Raw genomic sequence first — 20,686 nt, 5'->3', positions numbered from 1 at the left:
GAAATCTTCGGACGATCTAATGAATACGCAGCAGATAAACCAGCGTCATCAGCGTACCCAAGCCCGCAATTGCATAGAGAATCACGGCGGCCAGACCGTCGGCGCGGATACCGAAGTCGTACAAGGTGACTCGCATCCGATGGGCGGCGTGCCACAGCGACAGCAGGATGAAGCCGAAAATGATCAGCTTGCTGAACCAGTGGGCGGCGAAGGCATGCATACTCTCGTAGGTGAACATATCCGGCGAGAATCGCATTGCCGCGAACAGTGTCACCAGCACCAGTGCCGGGGTTACGAATGCCGTGACCGTGCCACCGGCGGCGAATAGCCCCCAAAAAATTGGCTTGTTGGATTTGGCCATGGTTACACCCCCAGGATCAGGATGATCAGCGAGACCACCGCCCAGACCGCATAGTGGGCGCCCACTATGAGGTTGCCCGGCACGAACTCTTCGCCCCGCTGGATCGGCATGGCCTGCGGCGTTACGTTGAACCATGAGGTGCTGTGATACACCGCCGCCACCAGTGCCGCCAAGTTAAACAACACGCCCAGTGGACTACCGAGCGCTTGTACGAAGGCATCAAAGGCTTCCTTGCCTTGACCCAGGCGGGCGAGAGCCACAATCAGCAGGAAGGTGTAGGCTCCAATGAAAATACAGGTCACTTCACGCCCCATGTAGCGCATGTAGCGGGGCTGTTGAAGAAACCAGGTGGTTGTGGACACTTCCCGGACGTAAGGTTTGTTGCTCATTTCTTCACCCACGGCATCAAGTGTTCTTTGTACCAGTCGATGGTGCTGGCCACCTTGACCTGCTGCAACGCGCCAGCGGGGTCGACATGCTTGGGGCAGACTTCAGAACATGCCCCGACAAACGAACATTCCCATACCCCCTCATCGGTCGCAATCACTTCCTGGCGCTGATCGCGACCACCATCGCGCGAGTCCTGGTTATAGCGATGCGCCAAGGCAATAGCCGCCGGGCCGATAAATTCGGGCACCAGCGCATATTGAGGACACGCCGCATAACACAGCATGCAGTTAATGCAGAGCGTGTATTGCTTGTACTTCATCAGTTCCGCCGGAGTTTGCTTGAACTCGCCGGCGCTAATTGGCTTATCTTCCTTGGGAATGAGATAGGGCTTGACCCGAGTCAACTTGGCGATGAAGTCTTCGACCACCGTGACCAAATCCCGCTCAATCGGGAAATTAGCCAACGGCTCAACCCGAATGTTATCGGCGTATTCACGAATGAACGCCTTACAGGATAGCTTTGGCTCGCCGTTAATCATCATGCCACAGCTTCCACAGACCGCCATGTGACACGACCACCGATAGCTTAAAGTCGTATCGAGATTCTCTTTGACATAGTTCAGAGCATCCAGCACCACCCATTCGTTCTTACAAGGAACTGTGTAAGACTGAAACCGTGGCTCGCTGTCGGTTTCCGGGTTATAGCGCAGCACCTCCAACTGAATTTGGCGTTCGCTCATTTCTTGCCTCCTGAGTAATCACGGACGCCCGGTGGTGATTTGGTGATAACCACGTCGAGATAGTCCAAGCGCGGTGGCTCCTTGGGGTGATAATAGGCCAACGAATGCTTGAGAAAGCGCTGGTCGTCGCGTTCAGTGAAATCAAGCCGCTGGTGTGCGCCACGCGATTCGGTGCGCGCCAATGCACCAACCGTAACTGCCTCTGCGCAGTCGAGCATGGATCCGAGTTCCAACGCCTGCAACAAATCGGTGTTGTAGACGCTGCTCTTATCGTGAATTTCGATCCCGGCATAACGCTGGCGGAGATCAGAAATTTTCTTGCAGGCTGTCTCCAGCTCCTCACCGAGGCGATAAATACCAACATTCTCCTCCATCGTATCCATCATCTGCTTACGCAGCCCGGCAATGGATTCGGTACCCCCCGTCTTCTCGAAGAGCGCACGGATACGGGACTCAGAGGCTTTGGCTTGGGTTGCCAGCGCTGTACTACTGCCTGCACTCGCCCCGGACTGAATATAGGTGATCGCACTCAGCGCCGCTTTCCGCCCGAATACCAGAAGCTCGGTCAACGAATTTGATCCCAGCCGATTTGCGCCATTGATGCTGACGCAAGCACATTCACCCGCCGCAAACAGACCAGGCATCGGAGTTGCCGCATTAATGTCGGTATGTATACCACCCATCATGTAATGCACCACCGGACGGATCGGAACGGGATCCTTGACTGGATCAACGCCAAGATAGCTACTGGATAGATCACGCACGAACGGCAAACGTTCGTTAATCTTCTTTTCGCCCAAATGACGCATATCCAACAGGACGCAGTCGCCCCACTGCGTCGAAATCGTATTACCTTTCTTTTGCTCATGCCAGAAGGCTTGGCTGAGACGGTCGCGTGGACCGAGTTCCATGGTTTTCAGCACCGGTTGCCCGACCGGCGTTTCTGGCCCCATGCCATAATCTTGCAGATAGCGACGACCATCCTTATTGAGAAGTATTCCACCTTCGCCTCGGCACCCCTCAGTCAGCAAAATCCCGGTATTGGGCAGACCGGTTGGATGGTACTGAACAAACTCCATGTCCTTCAACGGTGCGCCGGCGCGGTAGGCCAAAGCCATGCCGTCACCGGTCTTGATGGCACCATTGGTCGTAAATGGGAACATGCGGCTGGCGCCACCAGCAGCGATGATCACCGCCTTAGCCTGAAAGTGCCGCATCTGTCCGCTGCGGATCTCGATGGCGGTCAGTCCTTGGCAGCGGCCATCCTCAACCAGCAAGTCGGTGGTGTAGTACTCATCAAAGCGCTGGATACTCGGATACTTAAGCGAGGTTTGAAACAGAGTGTGCAGAATGTGGAAGCCGGATTTATCGGCAGCGAACCAGGTACGCTTGATTTTCATGCCGCCGAACGGGCGCACTGCAATCGAGCCGTCCGGCTCCCGACTCCACGGGCACCCCCAATGCTCCAGCTGGAGCAATTCCTTGGGCGCTTCGTTGATGAAGTATTCGACGACATCCTGATCGCACAGCCAGTCGCCACCACCCACGGTGTCGCTGAAGTGCAAATCCATGCTGTCGTCGGGCTTGATGACACCTGCTGCACCACCTTCGGCGGCGCAGGTGTGGCTACGCATTGGATAAACCTTTGAAATCAAGGCGATGCGCAACTTTGGATCGGCCTCAGCCAGGGCAATCGCGGCGCGTAGCCCCGCTCCCCCTGCACCAACAATGGCCACGTCGGTATTGATGACTTCCATCCTACTGATCTCCACCGGTTTGCTTGACGTTATTTGCTTGTCAAGTTGGATTGTAGATGGATTCAACGCTGTCTTCCAGTCTCAAACAGTTGGCTTCTGGATAACAGCGCTTGTGACATCTTTAGCAACACTGTTGTTCCTTTTGCAGATGAATCGGTTGAAGTATTTTCAATCCTTTACTGAGCATAGTTAAAAATTGTTTACTAAACAATTTATTGCTATATAACTACTTCTAGCACGGGTTTTACTATGCTCGATTGCAGTGCAATTCGTGGATCGAAAAGGTATTGTCAAAAGTATTGCGGGTTCGCGGCTGAACCGTAGATGCTTCCGTGTGGTCAATATGAACGATCCTAAACTACCGAAGAGGTCATTTCAGTTATGCTGCAGAAAGACAATTTTTTGGCCAAGACTCCGATTTCGCTGATACCTGACGGGGCGTTAACTACCAACAAGGTGCTGCGCAACACTTATACGTTGCTGTCTCTGACCCTGCTGTTCAGCGCCTTCACCGCCGGTATCGCTGTGGTCAGTCACGCGCCGCCATTACACTGGTTGATTACATTGGCCGGTTATTTTGGGCTGCTGTTCGTGGTCACCCGGCTGCGCAACAGCGGCTGGGGTCTGCTGGCGGTGTTCGCCCTGACCGGCTTCTTGGGTTACACGCTGGGACCGATCCTGAGCCTGTATCTAGCGTTACCGAATGGCCCACAACTGGTGATGACCGCGCTGGCTGGCACCGGTGCGATCTTCCTGGCGCTATCGGGCTATGCGCTGGTCAGCCGTAAGGACTTCAGCTTCATGGGAGCCTTCCTGATGGTGGGTATACTGGTCGCCTTCCTGGCCAGCATTGGTGCGGTGCTGTTTAATTTTCCGATGCTGTCCTTGGCGGTATCCGCGATGGTGATTCTGCTGATGTCAGGCATGATCTTGTGGCAAACCAGTGAAATTATCCATGGTGGTGAAACCAATTACATTATGGCGACCGTCACGCTGTACATCACCATCTTCAATCTGTTTATAAATCTCCTGCAAATTTTGGGCGTCATGTCCGGCGACGATTGACTTGATTTCACCCGATTGAGTCGAAAAACCTCGCAAAAGCGGGGTTTTTTGTCACATAGCATTCCATCCATGAAATCCAGCCTTGCCAAGGTTGGCGTGGCAAGGGACACTATTCATGGGAACCGGTTGGACGGTCGCTATATCGCCATGCGGTATGGAGGAAAGTCCGGGCTCCATAGGACAGGGTGCCAGGTAACGCCTGGGGGGCGCGAGTCTACGGCCAGTGCCACAGAAAACAAACCGCCTACGTTCTCGTTGCGAGAACCGGCAAGGGTGAAAAGGTGCGGTAAGAGCGCACCGCGTCTCTGGCAACAGCGACGGCACGGTAAACCCCACCCGGAGCAAGACCAAATAGAGGAGCACAACGTGTGGTCCGCACGGCTCCTGGGTAGGTCGCTACAGGCGTCTGGTGACAGGCGTCGCAGATGAATGATCGTCCTCGACAGAACCCGGCTTATAGACCGGTTCCCGCTTTCTCTCCCCTCAGTGCCTTGGCTGAAAACGATAGGAGTTTTCCGCTGACAGCATCCCTGTTTTCCCTATTGCATTGCCCCACAGCGAATATCCTTGCTCCACCTCGATACTCAGGCAGGACGCTGGTTTTTTTATAAATTATAAGTCTATGTATAGATTATGATTTATAAAATTTATGATTCTATGGCTTTGCTTGACAGCAGGAAGCAGCCCTACCTATAGTTAGTGGCATATAGTGGGGTAAAGTGGGGCGCGGTGGTGCCCGACACTTGAAAAGGCGTGGCATTGTTTCGAGGTATCAATTCGCTATCAGTGGATAGCAAGGGCAGGCTGGCTATGCCGGCCAAATACCGCCAGCAATTGCTGGAACTGGGTAGCGGACACATGGTGCTGACCATTGATCGCGACCGCTGTCTGCTGCTTTACCCACTGCCGGTTTGGGAAGAAATCGAGTGCAAACTCATCCAGCTCTCCAGCACCAACCCTCGCGCCCGTGCCCTGAAGCGGTTGTTGCTGGGACATGCCGAAGAGTGTGGTCTGGACGCCAGCGGTCGGATTCTGCTGCCAGCGCCGTTGCGAGAGTTCGCCAATCTGGCAAAACAGGTGGTGCTGGTGGGACAGGGCAACAAATTTGAAATCTGGAATGAACAAGCTTGGAATGCCTGGCGCGATGCGCTGTTGGCAAGCACGAATGATGGCGGCGAACCGCTGCCCGATCTGGATACGCTGGCGTTCTAGCCGATGACCGATTCGACGATGCTGCTGCACCAACCGGTGCTGCTGGCTGAAACCCTGGCGGCGCTGAAGATTCAACCGGATGGCGTTTACCTGGACGCCACCTTTGGCCGGGGGGGGCATAGCGCAGCGATCCTGGAACAACTTGGGCCGCAAGGACGAGTGCTGGCGCTGGATCGCGATCCGGCGGCGGAACGATGGGCGGCAACACGGTTTGGCGCTGATCCCCGCTTTGTCTTCGTGAGGACTGCGTTCAGCCGCTTGGCTGAGGTAGTTGCAGAACGTGGCCTAACTGGTCGGATCGCTGGGGTGCTGCTGGATTTAGGGGTGTCTTCGCCGCAGTTGGATGATCCGGAGCGTGGCTTCAGTTTCAGTCAGAACGGACCGCTGGATATGCGGATGGATCCTGATGCGGATTGTAGCGCCGCTGAATGGTTGCAACGGGTCAGTGAGAGAGAACTGGAGCGGGTGCTGACCGAATTTGGTGAAGAGCGGTTTCACCGGCGGGTCGCCCATGCTCTCATCACCGCCCGCCAGTCCGCGCCAATAACCAGCACCGCGCAGTTGGCTACCCTCGTCGCTGCTGCCGTGCCGACCCGCGAACCGGGTAAACATCCGGCGACCCGGACGTTTCAGGCGATCCGCATCGCGGTCAACGACGAATTACAGGAATTGAAAGTGGTCTTGGCGGGAACTTTAGCTGCGTTGGCGCCAGCCGGGCGGTTGGTCGTGCTGAGTTTTCATTCTCTGGAGGATCGGATGGTCAAGCAGTTCATGCGGGAACAGGCGCGAGGTCGGGAGTTACCGCTGGATCTGCCGGTGATGGGCGCCCCGGAGGGGATGACCCTGCGGCTCATCGGGCGAGCCATCCGGGCCGGTGCTGCGGAGATTGCGGTCAATCCTCGTGCGCGTAGTGCGGTATTGCGCGTGGCGGAGCGGCTGGCTTGAAAAATCAGACCCTGCTAATCGCACTGCTGGCCTGCGCCGTACTGGGCTCCGGGGTGGGAGTCGCCCATACCCAGCATAACAATCGGCAACTCTTTATTCAGTTACAGAAACTTCAGGTGGAGCGAGACGATCTCGAGGTCGAATGGGAACTGTTAAGGCTGGAACAAAGCACTCTGGTGACCGACGCCGCAGTCGAGAACGTGGCGCGGACGCGGCTGAATATGCTGACGCCGGATCCCGGTACCGTTCTGTACATCACGCCGCCATGAGCCGGAACTCGGTGGGTACCGTGTTGAATGCGCTGCGTCAAGCCGGACGACGGATCGGTGCCACGACCCGTCGTGGGCTGGTATTCACTCTGCTGTTCACTGCGGCGGGCGGGATGCTTGCTCGTGCGGCGTACTTGCAGGTGGTTCACAAAGATTTTCTGCAAGATCAAGGTGATGATCGCTATCTGCGCACAGTGGAAGTGTCTGCTCACCGGGGGATGATTCTGGATCGTAACGGCGAGCCGCTGGCGGTCAGTTCGCCGGTGGATTCGATCTGGGCCTATCCGCCGGAGTTGCTGAAACAGCGCGAGCGCTGGCCGGCGTTGGCGACCGCCTTGGATATAACCCCGGCGGAACTGGAACAGAAGTTGGCGGGACGTGAAACCCGCCAGTTTGTTTATCTGCGCCGACATTTGGCGCCGAGCGCGGCCCAGCAGATTTTGCAGCTCAAGATTGCCGGGGTGCATGCGCAGCGTGAATACCGTCGTTACTACCCCGATGCCGAGGTCGCCTCGCACCTCCTAGGCTTCACCGATATTGACGATGCCGGGCAGGAAGGGCTGGAAAAAACCTTCGACGCTCAGTTGCGCGGGATACCGGGCAGCAAGCGGGTGATTCAGGATCGGCTGGGCCGAATAGTGGAAGATGTGGAGAGCCTGCGGATTCCGCAGCCCGGCCAGGCGTTGACGCTAAGTATTGACCGGCGGCTGCAATATCTGGCCTATCGCGCCCTGAAGACCGCCGTGCTGGAAAATAAAGCCAGTGCAGGTGCAGCAGTGATTGTCGATGCCCGCAGCGGAGAAATTCTGGCGATGGTGAACCAGCCGGCCGGCAATCCCAACAACCGTAGCGAGTTGCACGGTGACCTGCTGCGTAACCGGACGATCACTGATGTGTACGAGCCGGGTTCGACTATTAAACCTTTTCCCGTCGTACTGGGCCTGGAGAGCGGCAAATGGACGCCCAGCACCCTGGTGAATACTGCGCCGATGCAGATCGGGCGCTATACGGTTCGCGACACTCACAACTACGGCACGATTGATATTACCCATGTGATCAGCAAGTCCAGCAACGTCGGCGTCACCAAGATCGCGCTGTCGATGCCCGCTGAGCGGCTGTGGCAGCTCTATCGGAATCTGGGCATCGGCGCAGTGACCGGGATAGGGCTGATCGGCGAGCAAGCGGGCGTCCTGCGCCCTTTCAGCAAATGGGCGGAAATCGGCCACGCCAACCATGCCTTCGGTTACGGATTTTCCCTCACCATCCTGCAACTGGCCCAAGCCTATAGTGTATTGGCGGCGGATGGGGTGCGGCGGCCACTGACCCTGCTCAAGCGTGAACAGCCACTCGGTCCGGATGATGAGCGGCGGGTGATGGCCGCATCGGCGGTGCGACAGGTGCGGGCGATGATGGAGGAGGTGGTGACCAAAGAAGGCACCGGCTTAAAGGCCAGTGTGCCGGGCTACCGGGTGGCCGGCAAGACCGGCACCTCGCGCAAGATCGTCGCCGGTCACTACACCAACCGCTACTTCGCCCTATTCGCTGGCATGGCCCCGGCCAGTGCCCCTCGCCTGGTGATGGCGATCATCATTGATGAACCCAAGGGCGGCGCCTACTACGGCGGCACGGTCGCGGCGCCGGTATTCAGCCAGACTATGGGCAGCGCGCTGCGCATTCTCAATATCACCCCGGACGACATGCCGACCATGAAAATCGCCGGGGCGGTGCCCGCTATCGGAGCCAAGCCGTGAGTCGGGCCACGCCGCTGACGCTGGCTGAATTACTGGCCGGTTTTGCCGAGGTGCCGGCAGAACTGGCGGATCGGCCAGTGATCGGGCTGGCGGCGGATAGCCGCAGGGTCCGTCCGGGCGATGTGTTTTTCGCGGTGCGCGGCGGCAACCGGCATGGACTGGAGTTTCTGGAGGCGGTGCAAGCGGCGGGGGCGATAGCTGTGGTGTGGGAGCCTCCCTACGCCGGACCTTTACCTGCTGCCGGATCGGGGTCGCCGTTACTGGCGATGCCGGATCTGCGGCGCAATCTGGGATTGATCGCCAGTCGTTTTTACGCTGAACCCTCCCGGCACATGGCGGTAGTAGGTATCACCGGTACCGATGGCAAAACCTCTTGCGCTCATTTCATCGCCCAAGCCTTGAGCGATACCGAGGCCGGGCCGTGCGGCCTGCTGGGGACGTTGGGGCTGGGGGTGTATGGCGCGGTCGAGCCAACCCTGCACACCACGCCGGATGTGCTGGCGGTACAGCGCTGGCTGGCCAAACTGGCGGCGGATGGGCGACGTTATGCAGTGATGGAGGCGTCTTCACATGCCCTGGATCAGGGCCGGGTGGAGGGCGTGGAGTTCACGGTAGCGGTATTGACGCACCTGAGCCGCGATCATCTGGATTATCACGGCACTCTGGAAGCCTACGCCGCCGCCAAGCGGCGCTTGTTCCTGAGTCATCGGCCCCGTTGGGCGGTACTGAATCTGGATGATGCCTTTGGCCGAGGCATCGCCGCTGACCTTCGCGGTGCGATACCCACAACAGTTATCGGCTATGGCCTCGGCGAGTGGCCAGCGCGCCTGGAACGATTTGTCTGGGGCGAAACACTGGAGCTATCGCCGACGGGTTTGCGACTGGGGATTCGCTCCTCGTGGGGCGATGGCGAACTGCAAGTCGGGGTGCTGGGCCGGTTCAACGCCAGCAACCTACTGGCCGCCCTGGCGACGCTGCTGGCGCTGGATCGGCCATTGAGCGAGGCGCTGACGCGGCTGGCGCGGACGGTTCCAGTGCCGGGGCGGATGGAACGGCTAGGCGGCGAGTTGAATCAGCTGCTGGCGGTAATTGACTACGCCCACACCCCGCACGCTCTGGAGCAGGTATTGATCGCTCTGCGCGAACATGGCGGACCACGGCTGTGGTGCATCTTCGGCTGCGGCGGCGACCGGGATCCGGGCAAACGCCCATTGATGGGGGCGATGGCCGAGCGCTGGGCGGATCGAGTCATCGTGACCGATGACAACCCGCGTACCGAAGACCCGAATCGGATCGTCAGCGCCATTCTGGCCGGGATGCAACAGCCAGAGAGGGCTGAAGTCATCCGCGACCGCCAGACTGCCATCGTTCAAGTCCTGGCTGAAGCAACGGTGGGCGACATCGTGTTGATCGCCGGCAAGGGGCATGAGGACTATCAAATCATCGGCGTCGAACGACGGCCGTTCAGTGACCGGGCGGTGGTGCAGCACTACCTGTCTTCGCAGCGTTCAGAGGAATCCGCTTAAATGAATGATGTTTTTTCATCCCTGCATTTGCGCGAAGCCGCCCGACTGCTCGATGGTGAAAGGGTTGGCGGGGATGCCGCTTTCTCCACGGTTGGCATTGATAGCCGCACCCTGCCCACTGGGGCGCTGTTCGTGGCGCTGACCGGGCCAAATTTCGACGGCCACAATTTTGTCGCTGCCGCTCGCCAGCGCGGTGCGGTCGCTGCGCTGGTCAGCCGGGAAGTGGCGGATCCCTTGCCGCAACTGCGCGTAGCGGATACCCGGCTGGCGCTGGGCCAGTTGGCGGCGGCATGGCGCTCCCACTTCACCGGGCCGCTGATTGCGCTGACCGGCAGCAATGGCAAAACCACCCTCAAGGAAATGATCGCCACCATTTTGCGGGTGCGCGGCGCTACGCTGGCGACCGAAGGCAATCTCAACAACGATCTGGGCGTGCCGCTGACTTTGCTGCGCCTGGGCGCGGAACATCGTTATGCGGTGATCGAAATGGGCGCCAATCATCACGGTGAGATCGCCTATCTGACCGGGCTGACGCAGCCGGATGTGGCGATTATCAACAATGCTGGCCCCTGTCATCTTGACGGCTTCGGCGATGTGCCCGGCGTAGCGCGGGGCAAGGGTGAAATTTTCCGGGGTTTGGGGTCAGGCGGCGTGGCAATTATCAACCATGACGACGGGTACGCCGATTACTGGACCGGGCTGAATCCGGGGCGGCGGATTGTCAGCTTCGGGCTGGATCAACCAGCGACGGTCAGCGGCCAACTGCTCGATCCGGCCAGCAACCGGTTTCGCTTGATCGCGCCCGGAGGCGAGATCGACATCACGCTGCCGCTACCCGGTCGGCACAATGTCCGCAACGCGCTGGCAGCGGCGGCAGCGGCGCTGACGGTAGGGGCAACGCTGGCCGATATTCGGCAGGGATTGGAGACTTTGCGCGACGTTGGTGGCCGGATGCAGCGCTTGCACGGAAGGTACGGCGGCGCAGTAATCCACGATGCCTACAATGCCAATCCGGCTTCGCTGGCAGCGGCATTGGCGACTGTGGGGGCGGAACCGGGTCGTAAATGGCTGGTGTTGGGCGATATGCTGGAACTGGGGCCGACTGCGGATGATCTCCATGCTCAGGCGGGGCGGGAGGCGCAGATAGCGGGATTCGAGCGGTTGTATGCGCTGGGTGAACACAGTCGGGCAGCCGCAGCGGCATTTGCCGAGGGTGGCGATCATTATGCAGACGTGGATCGTTTGATCACCGCTTTAAGCCACGATGTCCAGAGTACTTACCCAAGCGTTGTTCTGATCAAAGGTTCTCGTGGGTCGCGAATGGAGCGGGTGGTAGCCGCGTTGGTGGGCACCGCAGATCCCGTCGTGCAATCAAGGGAGCATGGCTGATGCTTGTTCTGCTGGCTGAATGGCTCACCAACAATTTTTACACGGGTTTCAATGTGTTTCAGTACCTGACCCTGCGGGGGATTCTGGGGGTTCTCACCGCGTTGTCGATTTCACTGATAGTCGGGCCGGCGCTGATTCGGCGGTTGAGCCACCATCAGATTGGCCAGCACATCCGCGAGGACGGCCCCAAAAGCCATCTCGCCAAGGCCGGCACCCCGACCATGGGCGGGGCGCTGATTCTGGTCGCCATCGCGGTGGCTACCCTGTTATGGGCGGATCCGCGCAACCGCTATATCTGGATCGTACTGGGGGTAACACTGGCGTTCGGTGCGATTGGCTGGATGGACGATTACAAAAAATTGATCCTGCGCAACTCCAAAGGATTGTCAGCGCGGGCCAAGTATTCCTTGCAGTCCTGCGCCGGATTGACGGCGGCATTGCTGCTGTACTTCACCGTCCAGACCCCGGCTGAGACGCAACTGATCGTGCCGTTTTTCAAGAGTGTCGCGCTGAATCTGGGCTGGCTGTTCATCCCGTTGACCTACTTTGTCATCGTCGGCTCCAGCAATGCGGTCAATCTTACCGATGGGCTGGACGGGCTGGCGATTGTGCCCACTGTCATGGTTTCAGCCGCGCTGGCCGTCTTTTGCTATGCCTCCGGCAACCGGATTTTCGCCGACTATCTCGGCATCCCGCATGTACCCGGGGTGGGCGAACTGCTGGTGTTTTGCGCCGCGATGGTCGGGGCCGGCTTAGGTTTCCTCTGGTTCAACGCTTATCCGGCCCAAGTGTTTATGGGTGATGTGGGCGCATTGGCGCTGGGCGCGGCACTGGGCGCGGTCGCGGTTGCAGTGCGGCAGGAGCTGGTGCTGTTCGTGATGGGCGGCGTCTTCGTGATGGAAACCGTGTCGGTGATCCTGCAAGTGGCTTCGTTCAAGCTCACCGGTCGGCGCATCTTCCGTATGGCTCCGTTGCACCACCACTTTGAGCTCAAAGGCTGGCCGGAGCCAAAGGTGATCGTCAGGTTCTGGATCATCACCATCATGCTGGTGCTGATTGGCCTGGCGACCTTGAAAATCCGCTGAGGGGAGTCTTGCAGATGATGCAACTGGAGGGAACCACGGCGGTGGTCGGTCTGGGTCAGAGCGGCCTGTCTACCGTGCGAACGCTGATGGCATTGGGCGCGACAGTGACCGTGAGCGATAGTCGTACCGATCCGCCGGGGTTAGCGATGTTGCGGACGGAGTTCCCGGACCTGCCCTGCCAGTTGGGCGGTTTCAATCCGATGCTGTTCAGAGATGCCACGCGCTTGATCGTCAGTCCAGGGGTGGCGGTGAAGACGCCGGCCATTACTGAAGCGGCGGCGGCGGGTGTGCCAGTGTGGGGGGATATTGAACTGCTGGCCCGGTTGACCCAGGCGCCGGTTGCCGCCATTACCGGCACTAATGGCAAGAGCACCGTGACGACTTTGCTGGGGGCGATGGCCGAACACGCTGGAGTGCGGGTGGTGGTGGGCGGCAATCTGGGTCCTCCGGCGCTGGAGTTATGGCTACGCCATGAGCGCAGCGCCGGCGTCGCGCCCGACATCTATGTGCTGGAACTGTCCAGCTTCCAGTTGGAGACCACCCATAGCCTGAATGCCCGGGTATCCACCGTGTTGAACATCAGCCCTGATCACCTGGATCGCTACGATAGTCTGGAGGAGTACATCGCTGCCAAGCAGCGGATATTTCGAGGCAACGGAACGAAGGTGATCAATGCCGATGATCCGGCGGTGATGGCGATGGTTGAGCCGGGACGGAACGTGCTGCATTTCACTCTGGATACGCCGGGCGAAGGCGATTTTGGCCTGCGCCGGGATGGCAGCGATACCTGGTTAACACGAGGATCTGAACGCTGGATCACAGCGGCGGATTTGCAAATCAGCGGCGATCACAATCTCGCTAACGCGCTGGCGGCGCTGGCCATGGGTCATGCGCTTGGTTGGCGGCGGGAAGGAATGCTGGCGGCGCTACGGGAATTTACCGGGCTGGCGCATCGCACCACGCCGGTCATGGAACACGCGGGAGTGCGCTGGTTTGACGATTCCAAGGGCACCAACGTCGGCGCAACGGCAGCGGCAGTGCGTGGCCTGCCCGGACCGGTGGTGCTCATCGCCGGTGGCGATGGCAAAGGCCAGGATTTTGGCCCGCTGCGGGAGGCGCTGGCCCACACGACGCGGGCGGTGGTGCTCATCGGCCGCGATGCGCCGCTGATCGCCAGTGCGCTCGGCAACAGCATCCCGCTGCATCCAGCGGTGGATATGGACCAAGCAGTGGCTATCGCGGCACAGTTGGCTCAGCCGGGCGACAGCGTGTTGCTATCACCGGCCTGTGCCAGCTTTGACATGTTCAGCGGTTACGAAGAGCGCGGCGCCGTCTTCACAGCGGCAGCGCGGAGGTTGGTCGGATGTTGAACGCGGCTGCCACGACGGCAATCCCTGCCAAGCACGACAAGCTGCCACGCGCCGGCGAAGGTCGATCCACGCTGCCGTTTCCTGATCCGTGGGTCCTGATTCCGGCCTTGTTGCTCCTGACCTTGGGCCTGCTGATGGTGGCCTCGGCCTCGATGCCCACCGCCGATGCCAAAACCGGTCAGCCGTTCTATTTCCTGTTCCGTCAGGGTGCGTATGTGGGGGTCGGCCTGCTGGCAGCCAGCATGGTCTTTCAAGTTCCACTGGCGCGCTGGCGACGAGCCAGCCCGCTGCTGCTGCTGGCGGCGTTCATCTTACTGACACTGGTGCTGATTCCCGGCATCGGCAAGGAAGTGAATGGCAGTATGCGCTGGATCAATGTGGGTCCGGTTAACGTCCAGGTGTCGGAAATCGCCAAGCTGTTCGCGCTGATCTACGTCGCCGGTTATCTCAAACGGCACGGCGCGGAGTTGCAAACCGCCGACTTCCGTACTTCGGCGCTGGCGCTGTTCCGGCCGATGGTGGTGCTGGCGGTGCTGGCGGTGTTGTTGTTGCTGGAGCCGGATTTCGGCAGTGTGGTGGTGCTAATGGCAGCCGCACTGGGCATGATCTTTCTGGCCGGCGTCAATCTCTGGCAGTTCGGCGCCCTGCAAATTGGAACCGTCTCGGCGATGGCGGTGTTGCTCTGGTCCTCACCTTATCGGCGGGCGCGGTTGATCAGCTTTCTCGATCCGTGGGCCGACCCGCAAGCCAGCGGTTATCAGCTCACCCAGTCGCTGATCGCCATCGGCCGCGGCGAACTGTTCGGGGTCGGGCTGGGTGAAAGCGTGCAAAAGCTGTTCTATCTGCCTGAGGCATATACCGATTTTCTGTTTGCGGTGCTGGCTGAGGAACTGGGGCTGGCCGGTATCCTGACCGTCATTGCGCTGTTCATGACCCTGGTGTGGCGGGCGTTTCTAATCGGGCAACGGGCAGAGCGGCTGGACCTGAAATTTTCGGCGTGGCTGGCCTATGGCATCGGCTTATGGTTCGGCATCCAGGCGCTGTTTAACATGGGCGTCAACATGGGCGCACTGCCGACCAAAGGGTTGACCTTGCCGCTGATGAGCTACGGCGGTAGCAGCGTGGTGGTGATGTGCATGACGCTGGCGGTGTTGCTGCGGATTGATGTGGAAACCCGCGCCGGTGGAGTCCACGACGAATGAGCGCCGCACGACCGGCGTTGATTATGGCGGGCGGGACCGGCGGCCATGTATTTCCGGCGCTGGCGGTAGCCGAACGACTGCAAGCGCAGGGAGTGCCGGTGGTATGGATGGGCACCCGGCACGGTCTGGAGGCGACCCTGGTGCCGAAGGCTGGAATTCCGATGGAATGGATCGGCGTCGCCGGTTTGCGCGGTAAAGGGCTGGGCCAGAAATTGGCGATGCCATTGATGATCGGGCGGGCGCTATGGCAGGCACGGGTGATTCTGCAACGGCTGCAACCGCGAGTGGTGTTGGGAATGGGTGGTTTCGCCAGCGGCCCCGGTGGGTTGATGACCTGGTGGCTTGGCATTCCGCTGGTGGTGCATGAGCAAAACGCGATTGCCGGTTTGACCAATCGCATTCTGGCGCGGATCGCCAGTCAGGTTTTGGAGGCGTTTCCGCAGACTTTTCCAGCCGCGCGACGAGCGCTGACGGTGGGCAACCCGGTACGTGAGCCGATAGCGACGCTGCCGCCGCCTGCGCAACGCTTCGCCGGACGCGAAGGCCGGTTACGGCTGCTGGTGCTGGGCGGCAGTCAGGGCGCGCTGGCGCTCAATCAACTTGTGCCGCAAGCCTTGGCGTTGCTCAGCGATGACCAGCGCCCGGAGGTCTGGCATCAGGCCGGCGGCCAGTTGCACCAGGCGGCGGAAGCTGCCTATCGGAAGGCCGGAATAACCGCTCGCCTGACCCCGTTTATTGAAGATATGGCTGAAGCCTATAGCTGGGCCGATCTGGTGATGTGCCGGGCCGGGGCGTTGACTATCGCCGAACTGGCTGCGGCAGGCGTGGGCGCGGTGCTGGTGCCGTTTCCGTTTGCGGTGGACGACCACCAGACCGCTAATGCCCACTTTCTGGCGCAAGGCGGCGCGGCGCTGCTGGTCCAGCAGGCGGAGTTAACGGCTGAACGGCTGGCCGCAATTCTGAGCGATTTACTGGGCGACCGTACCCAACTATTGCGGATGGCCGAGGCGGCGCGAAGTCTGGCGAAAATTGAGGCTGCCGAACAGGTGGCGCGAGTGTGCCTACAACAGGCGCGTTCCTGAATCATGCAAAGAAATATTGAGGGTGGAGAGTCGAGGACGTGGATAAACCGGCATTAGCAACGATCCCGGAAGCGTGGCGCGACATGCGCCGGATTCGGCAGATTCATTTCATCGGCATCGGCGGCTCCGGGATGAGTGGCATCGCCGAGGTGTTGCTGAATCTGGGCTACGGCGTGTCTGGCTCGGATCTGCGCGCCAGCGCGGTGACGGCGCGGCTGAGTCAATTGGGTGCGATCCTTCATCTGGGACATGCTGCTGGACACATCGCGGGTTGTGACGCCGTGGTGATTTCCAGCGCGGTAGCCGAGGACAATCCCGAAGTGATCGCGGCGCGCGCGGCGCGGATTCCGGTGGTGCCACGCGCCGAGATGCTGGCCGAACTGATGCGGTTCCGTTACGGCGTCGCGGTAGCCGGCACCCACGGCAAAACCACCACGACCAGCCTGATCGCCAGCCTGCTGGCCGAGGGCGGACTGGACCCGACTTTTGTCATCGGCGGACGGTTGAACAGTGCCGGGGCTAATGCCAAGTTAGGCGCGGGCCGCTATCTGGTGGCTGAGGCCGACGAGAGCGATGCTTCATTCCTGTTTTTGCAACCGATGCTGGCAGTAGTGACCAACATTGATGCCGATCACCTTTCGACTTATGGCGGTGATTTCGAGCGGCTGCGCGACACCTTCGTCGAGTTTCTGCACCACCTGCCGTTTTACGGGTTGGCGGTGTTGTGCGCCGATGATCCACAAGTGCGAGCGATTTTGCCGCGCCTGACTCGACCGATGCTGACCTATGGCACCAGCGGGGATTGCGATGCCCGCGCCACTGACATCGTGGCGGAAGGCTTGCGCACCCGCTTTGTGGCTCATTTGCCCCATCTGAAAATGCCACTGCCGATTCTGCTTAATCTGCCAGGCCAGCATAGCGTGTTGAACGCGCTGGCGGCGATTGCGGTGGCGTTGGAGTTGGGGGTGTCGGAAACCGCAATTTGTCGCGCCTTGCGGAATTTTCAGGGTATCGGGCGGCGTTTCCAGCCCCACGGCGAATTGACCTTGCCCGGCGGCGGCCACGCCACGGTGATGGACGATTACGGCCACCATCCGCGTGAAATTCAGGCGGTATTGGCGGCCTTGCGCGGCGCCTGGCCGGAGCGACGCCTGGTGCTGGCCTTTCAGCCGCATCGCTTTAGCCGTACCCGTGACCTGTTCGACGACTTTGCTCAGGTGCTTTCCGAAGTGGATGCGCTGATCCTGCTGGAGGTGTATCCCGCCGGTGAGAAGCCCATTACCGGAGCCGATGGTCGCAGCCTGAGCCGGGCGATTCGGACTCGTGGCAAAGTGGACCCGGTTTTCGTCGAGCAAACGGCTGATCTGCCAGCGGCCTTGCCGGGACTGTTGCGCGATGGTGATTTGTTGCTGTTGATGGGCGCGGGCGACATCGGCGCGATGGCGGTGCAATTGGAACGCGACGGTTTGCCGGGCGTGAATTGAGTGAGCGGGATCAGGGGGAATCAGCAGATGCAACAACACCTACAGCAGCGGTTAATCAGCGATCCGGCAGCGTTCGGCAAAGTGGCCGTGCTGATGGGCGGCTGGTCGGCGGAACGAGCGGTGTCGCTGAAAAGCGGTCAGGCGGTGCTGGCGGCGCTCTGCGCAAGCGGCGTAGACGCGCATGGCCTTGATGCCACCCGTGAGATTTTGCCGATGCTGGCTAACGGCGGTTTTGATCGGGCGTTCATTGTCCTGCACGGGCGGGGCGGTGAAGATGGCGTAATTCAGGGGGCGCTGGAACTGCTGGGCCTGCCCTATACCGGCAGTGGAGTGCTGGCCTCGGCGCTGGGCATGGACAAGCTGCGCACCAAACAGCTCTGGCTGGGGATGGGTCTGCCGACGCCCGCCTATCGTATCGTGGAAACCGCAGCGGAACTGGCTGATGCCGCGACTGCGCTGGGCTTGCCGCTGGCGGTTAAGCCGGCCTGCGAAGGCTCCAGCATCGGCATTAGCCGGGTCAGCGATCCCGCGCAAGTCGAGAGCGCCTGGGCGCGGGCCTCCGCTTGCGATTCGCCGGTGCTGGTGGAATCGTGGATTCAGGGTCAGGAATACACCGGTGGCGTATTGCAGGGCGAGGCACTGCCGCTGATCCGGTTGGAAACGCCGCGCGAATTTTACGACTACGAGGCCAAGTACCACGCGGACGATACCCGCTATCTCTGTCCCTGCGGCTTGCCGCCAGAGCGCGAGGCGGAATTGCGGGAGCTGGTCGGTCAGGCGTTCGCCGCTGTGGGCGGCTCTGGTTGGGGTCGGGTGGATGTGATGGTGGATGCGCAAGACCGGCCGTGGCTGCTGGAAGTCAATACCGTGCCCGGGATGACTGACCACAGTTTGGTGCCGATGGCAGCGCGAGTGGCCGGGCTGAGTTTTGAGGATCTGGTCTGGCGGATTTTGGAAACCAGCCTGGCGCAGTCGGATTGAGCGCGGACGATGACGCGGATCGGACGTGGACGCCGCCGGGGAGCAACGGCGATCAAGCATGAAGCGGTCGGTTCACCGGGGCGGTGGAGAGCCGTTGTGGGGCCATGGTTGCGTGGACTGGGGGTGGTGCTGGCACTGGCCGCAGTCGGCTTCGGGGTACACATCGGCAGCCAGAAGCTACGGGATCCGGGGGCGTTTCCATTGCGAAACGTGCGGGTCGAGGGTGAGTTGCGCAATTTAACCGAGGCCGACTTACAACCCTTGGCGCAAGAGTATCTGGGTCTGAACTTCTTCATTGCCAATCTGGATGATTTGCACACCGCGCTGGCGGCTAATTCCTGGGTCGATGATGTGGCAGTGCGGCGCTGGTGGCCGGATACCGTGGACATCCGCTTACGCGAACGAATTGCCTTTGGCTACTGGGGCGAACAGCAGGATATGGTGGATGTGAACGGTCGTCGGTTCCACCCGACCACCCTCCGCCAACCGGGACCATGGCCACGACTGAGCGGTCCCGATGGCCGCGAAAAGGCGCTGATCAAGACTTGGCAAGAGGTGCAGACGCTGTTTGATCCGATTGGGTTGAAGCTGGAGAAACTGGTACAGGATGAACGCCGGGCCTGGTGGTTGACGTTTAACAACGGGCTGGAAGTGTATGTAGGGCGCGAGCGGTTCGAGGAACGGTTGCGACGGCTGGCGCTGGTCTATCCGAAGGTGCTGGCTGCTCAGGCCGACCGGATCGCAGTGGTGGATTTACGCTATGTCAACGGCTTTGCCGTGCGCTGGAAAGCAGTACCGCCAGTTCCAACAGCGGGCTAGACGGTTACGGGAAAGGGAGATTTTATGCCTAAAAAAGAAGACAAGAATTTAATCGTCGGACTCGATATCGGCACCTCGAAAGTGGTGGTTATCATCGGTGAGGTCGGCTCCGACGGGACGGTTGATGTGGTTGGCATCGGCTCGCACCCCTCGCGGGGATTGAAAAAAGGGGTGGTGGTCAACATCGAATCCACCGTCCAGTCGATCCAGCGGGCAGTGGACGAAGCAGAACGGATGGCGGGCTGCAAGATTCATTCGGTGTACACCGGCATCTCCGGCAGCCACATTCGCGGGCTGAATTCCCACGGCGTCACCGCGATCAAGAACCGGGAGGTGACCCAGGAAGACGTGGAGCGGGTGATTGAAGCGGCGCGGGTAGTGGCGATTCCGGCAGACCAGAAGATCCTGCACATTCTGCCTCGCGAATTCATCATTGACGGTCAGGAAGGCATTCAGGAGCCGATTGGCATGGCCGGGGTGCGGCTGGAAGTGCGGGTTCATATTGTCACCTGCGCGGTCAGCGCCGAGCAGAACATCGTCAAATGCGTGCAACGCTGCGAACTGGAAGTGGACGAGGTTATCTTGCAGCAACTCGCGTCCAGTCGGGCGGTATTGACTTCGGATGAGAAAGAACTGGGGGTCTGCCTGCTGGACATTGGCGGCGGCACCACCGATCTGGCGGTGTTCACCAATAGTGCGATCAGCCATACCGAGGTAATCCCGGTCGCCGGCAACCAGGTGACCAACGACATCGCCGTCGCTTTCCATACCCCGACCGCTTCGGCGGAGGATCTTAAGATCAAGCATGCCTGTTGCCTCAAGCAACTGACCCGCGCCGACGAGCGGATTGAGGTCGCTGAAGTTGGCGACCGGGCCGCTCGTAGCCTGTCCCGGCTGGAATTGGCCGGGGTGGTGGAGCCGCGCTACGACGAGCTGTTTGAAATCGCCTTGGGGAAATTGCAACGCAGCGGCTTCGAGAACCTGGTTGCGGCGGGGGTAGTGCTGACCGGGGGTAGTTCTCAAATGGAGGGCGTGGTGGAACTGGCCGAGGAGGTGTTTCACATGCCGGCGCGACTGGGATTACCGCGTGATGTGACTGGATTACAGGATGTGGTGTGCAATCCCATCTATTCCACGGCGGTGGGTTTGCTGCTGTTTGGTAACGAGAATCGGCCCGGACGGTCGGGTCCGGTGGCGCGGACGGGTCGCAAAGGACTGTGGGCTTGGATAACGAGCTGGTTGCAGGGGAATTTTTAGCG

The 20,686-nt window shown here is 60.1% G+C and carries 19 protein-coding genes and 1 other RNA gene; 16 read left to right on the top strand and 4 right to left on the bottom strand.

The features are described 5' to 3' along the window. Positions 1-16: 16 nt before the first annotated feature. From frdD to frdA, 4 genes are read right to left on the bottom strand one after another with little or no spacing between them, the layout of a single operon-like run. Positions 17-361, bottom strand: a complete 345-nt coding sequence (frdD, locus tag BN874_RS05740) for a fumarate reductase subunit FrdD (protein ID WP_034431449.1) — start codon at positions 359-361, stop codon at positions 17-19. A 2-nt stretch (positions 362-363) separates the two neighbouring features. Continuing rightward, complete coding sequence (locus tag BN874_RS05735; RefSeq protein ID WP_034431448.1) at positions 364-750, bottom strand: succinate dehydrogenase/fumarate reductase transmembrane subunit; 387 nt, start codon at positions 748-750, stop codon at positions 364-366. Next, positions 747-1,490, bottom strand: a complete 744-nt coding sequence (locus BN874_RS05730) for a succinate dehydrogenase/fumarate reductase iron-sulfur subunit (protein WP_034431447.1) — start codon at positions 1,488-1,490, stop codon at positions 747-749. Before BN874_RS05730 ends, BN874_RS05735 begins: the two co-directional genes overlap by 4 nt. Next, a complete protein-coding gene (frdA, locus tag BN874_RS05725) occupies positions 1,487-3,247 on the bottom strand; it encodes a fumarate reductase (quinol) flavoprotein subunit (RefSeq protein WP_034431446.1) in 1,761 nt (586 codons plus the stop codon). Before frdA ends, BN874_RS05730 begins: the two co-directional genes overlap by 4 nt. 381 nt (positions 3,248-3,628) lie before the next feature. On the opposite strand from frdA, the gene BN874_RS05720 reads away from it, so the two are divergent. From BN874_RS05720 to ftsA, 16 genes are all read left to right on the top strand, one after another. Then, a complete protein-coding gene (locus BN874_RS05720; RefSeq protein WP_034431445.1) occupies positions 3,629-4,312 on the top strand; it encodes a Bax inhibitor-1/YccA family protein in 684 nt (227 codons plus the stop codon). A 118-nt stretch (positions 4,313-4,430) separates the two neighbouring features. Continuing rightward, positions 4,431-4,785, top strand: an RNA gene (gene rnpB, locus BN874_RS22240) — RNase P RNA component class A. A 280-nt stretch (positions 4,786-5,065) separates the two neighbouring features. After that, entirely contained in the window at positions 5,066-5,524 is a 459-nt protein-coding gene (gene mraZ, locus BN874_RS05715; protein WP_230314343.1) for a division/cell wall cluster transcriptional repressor MraZ, read from the top strand. Positions 5,525-5,527: 3 nt separating this feature from the next. Further along, positions 5,528-6,469: a 16S rRNA (cytosine(1402)-N(4))-methyltransferase RsmH gene (rsmH, locus tag BN874_RS05710; RefSeq protein ID WP_034431444.1), complete on the top strand. Its 942-nt coding sequence runs from the start codon at positions 5,528-5,530 to the stop codon at positions 6,467-6,469. After that, positions 6,466-6,738, top strand: coding sequence for a cell division protein FtsL (ftsL, locus tag BN874_RS05705; RefSeq protein WP_034431443.1), 273 nt, complete (start codon positions 6,466-6,468; stop codon positions 6,736-6,738). The genes rsmH and ftsL overlap by 4 nt, the downstream gene beginning before the upstream one ends. After that, positions 6,735-8,489 carry a peptidoglycan D,D-transpeptidase FtsI family protein gene (locus BN874_RS05700; RefSeq protein WP_195912116.1) on the top strand — a complete coding sequence of 585 codons (1,755 nt, stop codon included), beginning with the start codon at positions 6,735-6,737 and terminating at the stop codon, positions 8,487-8,489. The genes ftsL and BN874_RS05700 overlap by 4 nt, the downstream gene beginning before the upstream one ends. Beyond that, the gene (locus BN874_RS05695) at positions 8,486-10,015 is read left to right on the top strand and encodes a UDP-N-acetylmuramoyl-L-alanyl-D-glutamate--2,6-diaminopimelate ligase (protein ID WP_034431442.1); all 1,530 of its coding nucleotides are present in this window, start codon (positions 8,486-8,488) and stop codon (positions 10,013-10,015) included. The genes BN874_RS05700 and BN874_RS05695 overlap by 4 nt, the downstream gene beginning before the upstream one ends. Then, entirely contained in the window at positions 10,016-11,404 is a 1,389-nt protein-coding gene (locus tag BN874_RS05690; RefSeq protein ID WP_034431441.1) for a UDP-N-acetylmuramoyl-tripeptide--D-alanyl-D-alanine ligase, read from the top strand. Then, on the top strand, positions 11,404-12,489 hold the full coding sequence (mraY, locus tag BN874_RS05685) for a phospho-N-acetylmuramoyl-pentapeptide-transferase (protein WP_034431440.1): 1,086 nt from the start codon (positions 11,404-11,406) through the stop codon (positions 12,487-12,489). Before BN874_RS05690 ends, mraY begins: the two co-directional genes overlap by 1 nt. A gap of 14 nt (positions 12,490-12,503) precedes the next feature. After that, on the top strand, positions 12,504-13,859 hold the full coding sequence (gene murD / locus BN874_RS05680; RefSeq protein ID WP_154724759.1) for a UDP-N-acetylmuramoyl-L-alanine--D-glutamate ligase: 1,356 nt from the start codon (positions 12,504-12,506) through the stop codon (positions 13,857-13,859). Further along, on the top strand, positions 13,853-15,061 hold the full coding sequence (ftsW, locus tag BN874_RS05675; RefSeq protein ID WP_081756172.1) for a putative lipid II flippase FtsW: 1,209 nt from the start codon (positions 13,853-13,855) through the stop codon (positions 15,059-15,061). Before murD ends, ftsW begins: the two co-directional genes overlap by 7 nt. Further along, entirely contained in the window at positions 15,058-16,143 is a 1,086-nt protein-coding gene (murG, locus tag BN874_RS05670; protein ID WP_034431439.1) for an undecaprenyldiphospho-muramoylpentapeptide beta-N-acetylglucosaminyltransferase, read from the top strand. Before ftsW ends, murG begins: the two co-directional genes overlap by 4 nt. 83 nt (positions 16,144-16,226) lie before the next feature. Next, the gene (gene murC, locus BN874_RS05665) at positions 16,227-17,627 is read left to right on the top strand and encodes a UDP-N-acetylmuramate--L-alanine ligase (protein ID WP_051497478.1); all 1,401 of its coding nucleotides are present in this window, start codon (positions 16,227-16,229) and stop codon (positions 17,625-17,627) included. 27 nt (positions 17,628-17,654) lie between these two features. Then, entirely contained in the window at positions 17,655-18,608 is a 954-nt protein-coding gene (locus BN874_RS05660; protein ID WP_051497470.1) for a D-alanine--D-alanine ligase, read from the top strand. A gap of 9 nt (positions 18,609-18,617) precedes the next feature. After that, a complete protein-coding gene (locus tag BN874_RS05655; protein WP_081756171.1) occupies positions 18,618-19,427 on the top strand; it encodes a cell division protein FtsQ/DivIB in 810 nt (269 codons plus the stop codon). 24 nt (positions 19,428-19,451) lie between these two features. Continuing rightward, on the top strand, positions 19,452-20,684 hold the full coding sequence (gene ftsA, locus BN874_RS05650; protein ID WP_034431437.1) for a cell division protein FtsA: 1,233 nt from the start codon (positions 19,452-19,454) through the stop codon (positions 20,682-20,684). Positions 20,685-20,686: the final 2 nt, after the last annotated feature.

Source organism: Candidatus Contendobacter odensis Run_B_J11, from assembly GCF_000531125.1.
GTDB classification, from domain to species: Bacteria; Pseudomonadota; Gammaproteobacteria; order Competibacterales; family Competibacteraceae; genus Contendibacter; species Contendibacter odensensis.
Note: the sequence above shows the minus strand (reverse complement) of the source record. Positions and strands in the feature narration are given on the sequence as shown.